9 protein-coding genes are annotated in these 11,719 nt (G+C 65.6%); 5 read left to right on the top strand and 4 right to left on the bottom strand.

What is annotated here, in order from left to right:
• Positions 1-98: 98 nt before the first annotated feature.
• A complete protein-coding gene (locus BTM36_RS03340) occupies positions 99-3,764 on the bottom strand; it encodes a calcium-binding protein (RefSeq protein WP_254426902.1) in 3,666 nt (1,221 codons plus the stop codon).
• A gap of 712 nt (positions 3,765-4,476) precedes the next feature.
• A complete protein-coding gene (locus tag BTM36_RS03330; RefSeq protein ID WP_077235215.1) occupies positions 4,477-5,598 on the bottom strand; it encodes a porin in 1,122 nt (373 codons plus the stop codon).
• Between the two features lie 283 nt (positions 5,599-5,881).
• On the opposite strand from BTM36_RS03330, the gene BTM36_RS03325 reads away from it, so the two are divergent.
• The 5 genes from BTM36_RS03325 (at position 5,882) to BTM36_RS03305 (ending at position 10,410) form a co-directional block, all read left to right on the top strand.
• The gene (locus BTM36_RS03325) at positions 5,882-7,015 is read left to right on the top strand and encodes an ABC transporter permease (protein ID WP_077235214.1); all 1,134 of its coding nucleotides are present in this window, start codon (positions 5,882-5,884) and stop codon (positions 7,013-7,015) included.
• Complete coding sequence (locus BTM36_RS03320; RefSeq protein WP_077235213.1) at positions 7,009-7,845, top strand: ABC transporter ATP-binding protein; 837 nt, start codon at positions 7,009-7,011, stop codon at positions 7,843-7,845. The genes BTM36_RS03325 and BTM36_RS03320 overlap by 7 nt, the downstream gene beginning before the upstream one ends.
• Positions 7,845-8,762, top strand: coding sequence for an MlaD family protein (locus tag BTM36_RS03315; protein ID WP_077235212.1), 918 nt, complete (start codon positions 7,845-7,847; stop codon positions 8,760-8,762). Before BTM36_RS03320 ends, BTM36_RS03315 begins: the two co-directional genes overlap by 1 nt.
• Entirely contained in the window at positions 8,759-9,370 is a 612-nt protein-coding gene (locus BTM36_RS03310; RefSeq protein WP_077235211.1) for an ABC-type transport auxiliary lipoprotein family protein, read from the top strand. The genes BTM36_RS03315 and BTM36_RS03310 overlap by 4 nt, the downstream gene beginning before the upstream one ends.
• 122 nt (positions 9,371-9,492) lie before the next feature.
• The gene (locus BTM36_RS03305; protein ID WP_077235210.1) at positions 9,493-10,410 is read left to right on the top strand and encodes a LysR family transcriptional regulator; all 918 of its coding nucleotides are present in this window, start codon (positions 9,493-9,495) and stop codon (positions 10,408-10,410) included.
• Positions 10,411-10,448: 38 nt separating this feature from the next.
• Here the strand turns inward: BTM36_RS03305 and BTM36_RS03300 are convergent, their stop codons facing one another.
• A complete protein-coding gene (locus BTM36_RS03300) occupies positions 10,449-11,189 on the bottom strand; it encodes an LrgB family protein (protein ID WP_006462990.1) in 741 nt (246 codons plus the stop codon).
• Positions 11,189-11,596, bottom strand: a complete 408-nt coding sequence (locus BTM36_RS03295) for a CidA/LrgA family protein (RefSeq protein ID WP_006462989.1) — start codon at positions 11,594-11,596, stop codon at positions 11,189-11,191. The genes BTM36_RS03300 and BTM36_RS03295 overlap by 1 nt, the downstream gene beginning before the upstream one ends.
• Between the last annotated feature and the right edge of the window lie 123 nt (positions 11,597-11,719).

Here is an 11,719-nt window from a genome sequence, read left to right as displayed (position 1 = left end):
CACGCCCTACCCCGCCCTGCCTGCTCGCAGGGGACGCATGGCGTCGCCGCCGGGCGCAAGGCCCGGCGTCGGGTACTACACTTGCTTGGGGTTCAGGCTCAGTGGGTGACGGTCATGAGCACCTTGTCCTGGCTGGTCTGCCCGTTGACCCAGGAGGTCTGGGTGGCGGCGGGCGGGGCGAAGCTGGCCATGGCCTGCACCAGCTTGTCGACGTCGCTGTCGTAGAGGGTGTTGCCGTCGGCGGTCTTGATACGTTCGATGCGGTTGTCGCTGCCGCTGACACCGCCCACGTACCAGTCCTTCACGGTCACGCGGTCGTTGCTGCCCATGATGTCGATGCACAGGTCGTTGCCGGACCTCCTGAACCAGAGATTGTTCTGGTTGATGTCGGTCAGCTGCAGCACGTCCAGGTTGCCCCGGGTCTTGTCGTTGTCGACGATGACATCGCGACCATCACCCCGGCTGAAGACATAGGTGTCGTTGCCGGCCTCGCCAATCAGGGTGTCGTTGCCCTTGCCGCCCTTCATGAGGTTGTTGCCGCGATTGCCGGTGAGCACGTTGTCCAGCGCATTGCCGATGGCGTCCATGTTCTGGTCGCGCATCTTGATCGGTTCCAGCGTGGTGATCATGCCGGCCCCGATCACATCGGCGGCATTGCGCACCTCCTCCAGGGTGAGATAGCGGCAGCCGTCGCTGGTCCGGCCCCGTCCGGAATCGGCGATGTAGAAGCCGGCCACCTCGCCGGTCTCGGCGTCGCAGACCACGCCGGTGACAGTGATCTTGTGGTTGACCCAGCCGCCCTCGACGTACTCCGGCACGCCCCACAGCTTGCCGGCGTTGACCGACAGCATCACGCCGCGCCCATCGCGGACCAGCTCGGCCATGCGCTTGATGTTGTAGCCGTCGACGATTTCGGCACGCAGGCCATAGCTGTTGAGCATGGCCACCTGCGAGAACGGGTTGCTGGAGCCACGGGTGCTTTCGTCGGCCGCCGAGGTGTTGCACCAGCCGTTGGCGATGGCCTTCTTGACCACGTCCCCTTCGCTCACCGACAGGCCGGCCATGACGCAGACGTTGGCCACGCTGGTCTCGCTGCAGGTGCCCTTGTAACCCGGCACCTCATCGCCCTGCTTGTAATCGAGCAGGTAGAAGCGCGGCGAGCCATAGGTCAGCATCTTCTTGCCGTTGATGATCTCGCTTTCCGGCTTGCTGGCGTCCATCAGGGTCAGGTTTTCCAGGTTGTCACCCAGGGTGTAGCTGATGCGGGAGACCACGGTGTCGATGCCCTCGCCGGCGTTTTCGACGATCTTGTCGCCGAGGTTGTCGACCATGTAGGTGTCGTTGCCGCGACCGCCGATCATGGTGTCGATACCCTTGCCGCCATCCAGGACGTTGTCGCCGCTGTTGCCGGTGAGCAGGTTGTCGCGGGCATTGCCGATGGCATTGAAGTCGCCGCCTTCGGTCAGGCGCAGGTCCTCCACCTCACCGGACAGCGTATAGCTGCAGGAGGCGATGACGGTGTCGTGACCCTCGTTGGCGTTTTCGACGACCTTGTCGTTGACGTTGTCGACCACGTAGATATCGTCGCCCTTGCCGCCTTCCAGGTAGTCTTCGCCGCTGCCGCCGTCGAGCAGGTCGTTGCCCACCCCGCCATACAGGCTGTCCTTGCCGGCGCCGCCATAGAGCAGGTCGTTGCCGCCGACGTCGTTGTCCGGCGAGGCATAGGCGCGCCGGAAATCGCCGTAGAGTTCGTCGTCGCCATCACCGCCCATGAGGACATCGTTGCCCTCTTCGCCGAAGAGGATGTCGTTGCCCTCGTCGCCGTAGAGCTTGTCGTCGCCACTGCCGCCGCGCAGACGGTCATCACCGGTGCCGCCCCACATCTGGTCGTTGCCGAAGCCGCCGTTCATGGTGTCGTTGCCGGCGCCGCCATCCATCACGTCGTCGTCGGTCTGCCCCGGGAGCAAGGCGGGCTGCAGGTTGCCGAAGAGCTGGTAGCCATACATCAGGTCATCGCCATCGCCGCCGAACAGGGTGTCGTTACCCAGGCCACCGGCCAGGTCATCCCTGCCGGCACCGCCGACCAGCAGGTCGTTGCCGTTGTCGCCGTCGAGACGATCGTCGCCCTCTTCGCCGTAGAGCGTATCGTCGCCATCGCGGCCCAGCATGATGTCGTTGCCGGTACCGCCCCACATGGTGTCGGCCTTGGCGCCACCGATGATCACGTCATCGCCACCACCGCCGACAAAGCGGGTGAAGCGCGGCCGGTTGCGGCGAATGGCCTCGTCCAGACCGGTACCCCAGTCATCAAGGCGGTCGTTGCCGTCGGTGCCGATCAACAGGTCCGGTTCGCCGGCCTTGGTCTTGAGGTCGCCCGGCTTGAAATTGACGGTGCGCCCACCCTCCAGCTTGAGGGTGTTGTCGTTGTCGCGCAGGCTGCGGAACTGGCTGTCGGACAGGACCGGCGGCTTGGGTGCGGCCACTGCCATGGCAGCAGGCAGCGCCACGGCGGCACCCAGCGCCACGACTGGCAGGGTCTGCGCCGCGCTGCCGCTGGTACTGTCGGTGACACCCACCCCCTTGGCTTGGCCGGCCACGGCGGGCTGGGAGGATGTTGCCGGCGTGCTGGCCGGTACCGATACCGGTACCGGCGTCGACTTCGGCGTCGCCACCGGTGTCGTGACCAGAACCGGCTTGTCACCAGGCGCGACCACCGGCGCATCGGCGGTCTTCAGCACCGGCTTGACCACCGGGGTCAGCACGGGCGTGAGCACCGGTTCAGGCAGCGGTTTCAATGCCGGCACCAGCTTGGGACCGGTCGATGGGACCAGGCTGGAGATGGGCACCGGCGTGCAGTCCAGGAACTCGATGACGACCCCGGGCGGGAACGCCCGCGACAGCGGCACCACTTCCTTGGTGACGGTCCATGGCTTGGCTGGATCGGCCTTGAGTGTGGGTACCACGCCTTGGACCGCCGGGCAGATGCTGACCGGCGTCAACGGGCAGGAACGGACATTGAGCGGCAGACAACCCGGCGAGGGCTGCGGCGCGCTCATGGTCACCGGCTGGAAGGGGCAGACGAAGCTGGGCTTTGGCGTGGCCTGCGTCGGCGTCTGCATTGGCGTCTGCACTGGCGTCTGCGCGGGCACGGGCAGGCGCACCGGCAGCAGCGGGCAGGCGTAGGGTGAGCTCGATACCGGCATGCTCACCCGCATGGGCAGGGACGGACAGCTGATCATCGACAGCGGTCCGCACCCGCCCGGCGTCGCGGTGCCGCCCGCCGTGGTGCCGGACGATCGGTTGATCACGATCGGCGAGCTGAAGCTGGCGCTGAGGGGGGCGCTGCGCGACCACGCGCCGGACAGCGCGTCGGCCATGTTCTTGACCGTGCTGGCCACGTTCAGGCGGATGGGGCCGCTGTTCCAGCTGGCGACGGCGTTGCGCTCGGGGCTGGCGGCGGGCCGGATGAAATCGCTGTCGGCCTGGGTCGGCTGGGTCGGCTGTATGGGCTTGCCAGCCGACAGTGACGGGATGGCAGCCGCCCGGCTGCCGATCGCCATGGGGCGGTGTACGGCAAAGGCACTGGTGGGCAGGATGCTGTCCAGGGCCCGTGCGCCCGCGCTCTGGAAGCTGGAGGTGCTGGTCACGGAGACGGACGTGCTCTTGCGACTGCGGGCAGTCGATGAGGATGTGGGCGTAGGCGTAGACGGCAATGAAGCCGCGGCCTGGCCACTCATGCGATTGCTGGTGATGGTGATAGACATATTGTTTTTCCTGAGCTGTCTGACATGGAGGAAATGACACGGACGAGCATTTCTCGCGGCCCTTTCGCGTGGGACCCCCATGACCCGCAAAGACGACCGGAACCGGCGGCAGCCTGTCCTTTATCTTCACGTTTCATGCGTTGATCTTGCAGATCTGTTCATTGCCTGCTCATGTCGATCGCGCTCATCCCGAATTTTCTGGTTTCAAAATTCTTCATATTTCGTCCCGTGCCCATTCAATCGAAGCTTGCTAACGGCGACAATCGCACCATGGTGAAGCTTGTTCATTCAGGAGAATTTGTTTATGAAGGACGACTTGTCGACTAAATGAAGAATCATTCACACCGTGGTTTTTTGGCACCTTGACCGACCTGGAGCACGGACAACTTCGCCATCTCTTCATGGCTTTACAAGTGAATGTTTGCGCACCATCGGAACCAGCAAACAACTTCACATCTTCAGCAATTGAAAAGACGGTTTGCGCAGAAACGGCGCGATGGGCAAGGTGAATTTCTTGTCACTTCTGACGCCATTGTTGGCGGCGCGAAGGACAGCCCGAGCGTCGTCAGGCGAAGACGATGCGGAAATCAGGCAGAGATCTGGCGGAGAAATGAGAAACGGCCCCGGATTCACAAGGGCCGTCTTGAGCGAAGTGCTCAGGTGAGGGGGGCGGTGACAGCGCTGATGGCTGCCATCCGTTGGTTTCGATGGCTCAGAACTTGTGCCGCAGTCCGATACGGAGCACGTTCTGGCTGCTGTCGTCGGACGGAGCCGAGGAATAGGCGGCGCTGATCACGCCGGGGTTGATCACGTCGCTGGCTGACTGGCGGCTGGCCATCGCGTACACATCGGTGCGCTTGGAGAGGAAGTAATCCACGCCCAGGTTGAGCTGGGTGGTGTGCCCACGGGTGGCACCAGCCCCCGCACGTGCCAGGTCGGCGCGGTCGTGGATGACGCTGGCCAGCAGGTGCAGCTTGGCGTTGAGCGCATAGTTCACGCCGACGTCGAATACATTGGCACGGGTGGCGCTGGTGATGGCCACCAGGCCGGTACTGCCCAGGGCCTGCTGGGTCGGGCGACGCACCTGTGACCAGGCCGCGAACAGCTTGGCCGGGCCGGCCTGGTAGCTGGCGCCCAGGGTGAAGGTCTTGAGATCGGTATCACCGGCACTGGCCGGTATGGCGTCGGCCGCCAGGCGGCTCTGGTAATAGGCCGCGCCGATGCCGGCATTGCCGTTGCGGTAGTTGGCGCCGACCCCGAAGGCCTGCCCGGCCGAGGTCTTGCCGGCGACTTCACCAAAGCCATAGAAGAGGCTGCCGCTGAAGCCACCGAACTCGGCACTGTCGAAGCGCACTGAATTGTTGGTACGGGCGCCGGTCAGGCGGTCGAGGCTGTTGAAGTGGCCGGCCCGCACGCCGCCCCCGCCAAAGATCTGGAAGGAGCTGTATTGCTGGCCGATCTCTTCCAGGTAGTCGGTCTGGCGACCCACGGTCAGGGTGCCGTAGCGACCGGCGAGGCCGACCACCGACTTGCGGTCGAACAGGCTGCCGGGCGTGGCCATGGCGCCGTCGTCGGCGCTGAAGCCGGTTTCCAGCTGGAAGATGGCCGACAGGCCGCCGCCCAGGTCTTCCTTGCCGCGAAAACCGATGCGCGAGGCCATGGCATCACCCGAATCGAGACTGACGCGGCTGTTGTTGCCCGGGCCGACCTTGCTGATATAGACCATGCTCATGTCGATGACACCATAGACGGTGACGCTGGAGGCTTCTGCGTGGGCTGCCAGACTGGTCTGGGCCAGGGCGCAGGCGGTGAAAGTAAGGACGAGTTTTTTCATGAGGAGAAGGCGGCACAGGCCGCATGGTGCAGAAAACGTCAGGATGACCGTGACGCTTTCCATGGATGGACAGGCGCGCATTGCATCGCCCTGACAGGAAGTGCGCATGGTAGAAGCGCCACCGGCACGGGACAATTACCTCTTGGGATAGTCCTGCCGGTACGCTGGCGCAAAGCACCGGGCTCATGCAATACTTGGCGCCGTGCCATGAGCGATTTGGCACGCACGCGCTAAATGTAGGTAAACTGCCGCATCCCCATCCATACACCCACCCGCGTCCGACTTGAATACCGCTGCCACCTTCCGCCTGGAACCGACCAGCCCGCCCGTGCTGCATGTGGAGGGCGACTGGACACTGCACAACTATCCCGCGCTGTCGCGCCGGATCGCGCAGGAGCGGCCGGCCATGGGGGACGATCTGGTGCTGACGTTTTCGGCACTGACCGCCTTCGATACCGTGGGCGCCAAGATGCTGGTGGATCTGCTGGGCGTGCCGGCGGCACTGCGCCAGACCGGTGACGACAGCGACCTGGCGCCGGCCTGGCGTGGCCTGCTGGCCGCCGTGGCCGACGCCAAGGCGATCGCCATTCCCAAGCCGGCGCCGCCACCCCAGGCCTGGATCACCGATGTACTGGAGCGTGCCGGCATCGCCACCCTCAGCCTGCGTGCTTGCGCGCGCGGCCTGCTGGGCTTTTCCGGGCTGTGCCTGCAGACGCTGGTGGCGTCCTTCTGGCGCCCTTCGCGCTGGCGCTTCACCGCCGTGGTGGCACAGGTCGAACAGACCGGGCTGGATGCGGTGCCCATCGTTTCGCTGCTGACCTTCATGGTGGGCGCGGTGGTGGCCTTCCTGGGCGCCACGGTGCTGGCTGATTTCGGCGCCAGCATCTATACGGTGGACCTGGTGGCGTTTTCCTTCCTGCGCGAATTCGCGGTGCTGTTGACGGCCATCCTGATGGCCGGGCGCACCGCCAGCTCCTTTACCGCGCAGATCGGTTCCATGAAGGCCAACGAGGAAATCGACGCCATCCGCGCCCTCGGGATGGACCCGGTCAACCTGCTGGTGCTGCCGCGCATCCTCGCGCTGCTGGTGTCCCTGCCCATTCTGACCTTCATTGCCATGATGTCGGGCCTGCTCGGTGGCGCCATGGTGTGCGCCCTGTCGCTGGACATCAGCCCCACCATGTTCCTGTCCTTGCTGCAGCAGGACGTGGGAATCCGTCATTTCGTGCTGGGCATGGTCAAGGCGCCGCTGTTTGCCTTCGTCATCGCCATCATCGGCTGCAATGAAGGTTTCAAGGTCAGCGGCAGTGCGCAGTCGGTGGGGCAGCACACCACCTCCAGCGTGGTGCAGTCGATCTTCGTGGTGATCCTGCTGGATGCGCTGGCGGCCCTGTTCTTCATGGAGATGGGATGGTGAACGCACCCCACGACCCCGCTCACACCGGCACGGAAAACATCATCGACGTGCGCGGCCTGCGCAACCAGTTCGGTACCCAGGTGGTACACGAGCAGCTGGACCTGCAGGTGCGGCGCGGCGAAATCCTCGGCGTGGTGGGCGGCTCGGGCACCGGCAAGTCGGTGCTCCTGCGCAGCATCGTCGGCCTGCAACGTCCGGCCGCCGGGCAGGTGAAGGTGTTCGGACAGGACCTGTCGGCGCTCTCCACCCAGGCGCGCTCGCGCTACGAGCGCCGCTTTGGCGTGCTGTTCCAGCAGGGTGCGCTGTTCTCCTCGCTGACGGTGCTGGAAAACATCGCCCTGCCCCTGACCGAATACGGTGGCCTCGATGCCGACCAGGCGCGGGGCGTCTCGGCCATGAAGCTGGCCCTGGCCGGCCTGCCCATTGCCGCCGGCGACAAGTTCCCGGCCGAGCTCTCGGGCGGCATGATCAAGCGCGCCGCGCTGGCGCGGGCCCTGGCGCTGGACCCGGACATCCTGTTCCTGGACGAACCCACCGCCGGCCTGGACCCGATCAGCGCCGCCGCCTTCGACCGCCTGATCCTGACCCTGCGCGACGCCCTCGGGCTGACCGTATTCCTGGTCACCCACGATCTCGACACCCTCTATGCCATCTGCGACCGGGTGGCCGTGCTGTCGGCACGACGGGTACTGGTGGCCGACCGCATCGAAGCGGTGGCAGCCTTCGACGATCCGTGGATACGCCAATATTTCCAGGGCCCGCGTGGACGGGCCGCCAGTGTGGCTGCGCTGCGATCGGCCGCCACCGCAACCCAGCAAGGACCCGCCTGATGGAAACCCGCGCACATCACGTCCTCATCGGACTCTTCACCATCCTGGTCGCGCTGGCGGCGCTGCTGTTCTGCCTGTGGCTGACCAAGGTCGGCCAGGACCGCGACGTGGATTACTACACGGTGATCTTCAACGAAGCCGTCAGCGGTCTGTCCCGGGGCAGCCCGGTGCAGTACAGCGGCATCAAGGTGGGCGACGTGGTCGGCCTGAGCCTGGACCCGGCCGATCCGCGCAAGGTGCGCGCGCGCATCCGCGTGACGGGCAAGGCACCGATCAAGGAAGACACCGGCGCCAAGCTGGCCCTGGCCGGCATCACCGGCACCGCCCTGATCCAGTTGACCAACGGCTCGCCGCAAAGCCCGCGCCTGGAGTCCAGGGACGGCAACGATCCGGTCATCATCGCCTCCCCTTCGCCGCTGACCTCGCTGCTGGCCAACGGCGAAGACCTGCTCTCCAACGTCAATGAAGTGCTGATCAATGCCAAGCAGTTCCTGGCCCCGGAAAATGCACAGCGCCTGAACCAGACCCTGGCCCACCTGGAACAGCTGACCGGCAGCCTGGCCGCGCAGCGCGGCAACGTCGGCCGGGCCATGCAGGACCTGGCCGAGGCGGCGCGCCAGGCCAATATCGCCATGCGGTCGGCCAACCAGTTGCTGTCCACCCGGGGTAACGACGCCATGGGCAACCTGCAGAAGGCCATGAGTTCGCTGGCCGCCAGCAGCCGGCAGATCGAAACCCTGATCCAGCAGAACCAGGCGGCGCTGAACAACGGCGCCCAGGGCGTGGCCGAGATCGGCCCGGCCATCACCGAACTGCGCGGCACACTGGCCTCGGTCCGGGCCATCAGCCGCAAGCTGGAAATCAATCCCGGCGCCTATCTGCTGGGCCAAGACAATCTCCAGGAATTCCAACCATGAAGACCCTGCTCCTGCGCACCGCCCTCGTGGCCGGCAGCCTGGCATTGACGGCCTGCTCCATCCTGCCCAAGGCCGACCCGCTGGCGGTGTACCGCCTGCCGGCCCCGACCTTGGCTACGCCTGCCAGCACAGGCAACAGCGCCAGCCCCTACCGGGCGCTGCGCATCGTCACGCCCAGCGCCAATCGCAGCGTCGACAGCGAACGCATCCTGGTGCTGCCCGAGGGTGACATGATCAAGTCCTATGCCGGCGTACGCTGGAGCGATCCGGCACCGCAACTGCTGCGTGACCGCCTGCTGGATGCCTTCCAGGCCGATGGCCGCTTCCCGCAATTGTCCGGCGACAATGCCAATATCGCGGCCGAGGTCGAGCTCAATGGCGTGCTGGGCGCCTTCCAGACCGAATATCGCAACGGTGTACCGCAGGTGGTGATCGTCTATGACGCCCGCCTGGTCGATACCACCACCCGCCAGCAACTGGCGGCGCGCCGCTTTGCCGTGGTGCAGCCGGTGGCCGGCAGCAAGGTGCCGGAAGTGGTCACCGCCTTCGGCGCGGCCAGCGAGCGGCTGGCGGCCGAGGTGGTGGGCTGGGCGGCCGGGGTGCGCTAGCGCGCCAGCGCCAGGTGCCGAGCATGGTTGGGGCCATGCTGACCATTATCCAAACGTAGCATGTTCATGCCCGCGCGCCTGTGGCACGCTGGACGGTATTTTTCTTGCAGATCGGAGACAGCTTGGACAAGTTGCAAGCCATGGAAACCTTCGTCGCCGTGGTCGAGAGCGGCAGCTTCGTCAGCGCGGTGGATGTCACCGGCCTCTCCAAGCCGGCCGTCTCGCGCCAGGTGTCGGAGCTGGAGCAGTTCCTGGGCATCCGCCTGCTCCACCGCACCACGCGGCGGCTGTCGCTGACCGATGAAGGGCGCGTCTATTTCGCCCGCTGCAAGGAATTGCTGGAATCGATACAGGACGTGGAAAGCGAGGTCGGGCTCAATTCCGACCAGGCCTGCGGCCGCTTGCGCATCGGCGCGCCCCAGGATTTCGGAGTGGAGCAGCTGGCGCCGCTATGGGGCCGATTCGCCGAAGACAATCCGCTGATCACGCTCAACATCACCCTCTCGGACCGCACCATCGACCTGATCGAAGAAGGTTTCGACATGGTCATCCGCATCAGCACCCTGGGTGACAGCCGCATGGTGGCGCGCCCACTGGCGCCGGTGCGCATGATTGCCTGCGCCTCGCCGGAATTCCTGCGCCGCCACGGCACGCCGGAGACGCCGGCCGAGCTGCGTGAATACCCCTTCATTTCCTACAGCTACCGCGCCAATGGCGACGAATGGAGCTTCAAGCATGTGCATGGCGACACCTGCCATGTGCGCGTGCGTTCCACCGTCTATGTCAACAATGGCGTGACCTGCCGCGAGATGGCCATCGCCGGCCAGGGCATCGCGATCCAGCCGGACTTCATCGTCAATGCCGCCATCGCCTCGGGGCAACTGGTGGAACTGTTCGAGGGCTGGAGCACCGGTGAGCAACTGGTGGTGCATACGCTCTACCCGACCCGCACCCACCTGCCACCCAAGGTCCAGCGCATGCGCGACTTTCTGGTGGAACAGTTCAAGGTACCGCCCTGGTGCCCCAAGCCGGCCAGGTAAGCCGGCAAAATAAGCCGGCAAGGCAATCGGCGCCGGCCTCAGGCGCCGATCCAGCGCAGGAACACCGGCATCGCCAGCGGCACCACGATCGCCGTGAAGACTCCATTGAGCCCCATGCCCAGGCCAGCGAAAGCGCCCATCTCGGCGCTCACCTGCAGCGCCCGCGCCGTACCGATGCCGTGCGAGGCCACGCCCAGCGCGAAGCCGCGTACCGGATGGCTGTCGATGCGCAGGAAGTTCAGCACATAGCGCGCCAGCACCGCCCCCAGGATGCCGGTGCAGATCACCAGCACGGCGGTCAGCGAAGGCAGGCCGCCGAAGCGTTCCGAAATCGCCATGGCTATCGGCGTGGTGGCTGACTTGGGCGCCAACGATGCCATGATCTGCGGCGAAGCGCCCATGGCATAGGCAATGCCCACCGCCGACACCACCGCCGTGATGGACCCCGCCGCCAGGCCCAGCAGCAGCGGCACGGCGGCGTGACGCAGCTTGTTCCATTGCTTGTACAGCGGCATGGCCAGCGCCACCGTGGCCGGGCCGAGCATGAAGTGCACGAACTGCGCGCCTTCGAAGTAGGTCTTGTAGGGGGTGCCGGTCACGGTCAGGATGCTCACCACGATAGCGATGGCGATCAGCACCGGATTGGCCAGCGGATTGAAACCAAGCCGGCGATACACCCATAGCGCCACCAGATAGGCCACCAGCGTGGTGGTCAGCCCCAGCAGCGGCGAGGCGGCGAGATAGACCCAGATGTCGGTCAGACGTGCCAGGCCGTGCATCAGTGCGACTCCTGGCCGGCGTCGGGCGTTGTCGGCTGATCTGACGGGGCAGGCGGACCGGACTTGCCAAGCCACTTCATGGCCGCCTGCGTCACCAGCGCACCCACGGCGATGGCCAGTACCGTGCTGGCCACCAGCGCCACCACGATGGCCGGCAGGTCGGCCTTGAGCTGGCCGGCGGCGGCGATCACGCCCACCCCGGCCGGCACGAACAGCAATGACAGGTGCTGCAGGATGCCCCAGGAAGTGGGCTCCATCAGCTCAGCCAGGCGCGGTGATGACAGGAAGGCCAGCAGCAACAGCAGCATGCCGATCACCGGGCCGGGGATAGGCAGGCCCAGCAGCTGGGCGACGCCTTCTCCCAGGCACTGGAAGACGAGAAGGAGTGCGAGCGAAGTCAGGTTCATGGCGGGCTCTTGGGCAGGGACGTGGCCTGCGCGATCAGGAAAGGGCGACATCAGGGGCAAGCCGTGATTGTGCCATCAGGCGGGCCATTTGATGCAAGCCCGTCTGCTGTACCTGCTGCCTGC

Source organism: Herbaspirillum sp. VT-16-41 (genome assembly GCF_001994935.1).
GTDB classification, from domain to species: domain Bacteria; phylum Pseudomonadota; class Gammaproteobacteria; order Burkholderiales; family Burkholderiaceae_D; genus Herbaspirillum; species Herbaspirillum frisingense.
The sequence above is the reverse complement of the archived record's forward strand: the minus strand, read 5'-3'. Positions and strand labels throughout refer to the sequence as shown.

Bases quoted from the DNA above. Each gene is read 5' to 3' on its own strand.
- BTM36_RS03340 (WP_254426902.1), bottom strand. From the start codon at position 3,764: ATGTCTATCACCATCACCAGCAATCGCATGAGTGGCCAGGCCGCGGCT.
- BTM36_RS03330 (WP_077235215.1), bottom strand. From the start codon at position 5,598: ATGAAAAAACTCGTCCTTACTTTCACCGCCTGCGCCCTGGCCCAGACC.
- BTM36_RS03320 (WP_077235213.1), top strand. From the start codon at position 7,009: ATGGTGAACGCACCCCACGACCCCGCTCACACCGGCACGGAAAACATC.
- BTM36_RS03315 (WP_077235212.1), top strand. From the start codon at position 7,845: ATGGAAACCCGCGCACATCACGTCCTCATCGGACTCTTCACCATCCTG.
- BTM36_RS03310 (WP_077235211.1), top strand. From the start codon at position 8,759: ATGAAGACCCTGCTCCTGCGCACCGCCCTCGTGGCCGGCAGCCTGGCA.
- BTM36_RS03300 (WP_006462990.1), bottom strand. From the start codon at position 11,189: ATGCACGGCCTGGCACGTCTGACCGACATCTGGGTCTATCTCGCCGCC.
- BTM36_RS03295 (WP_006462989.1), bottom strand. From the start codon at position 11,596: ATGAACCTGACTTCGCTCGCACTCCTTCTCGTCTTCCAGTGCCTGGGA.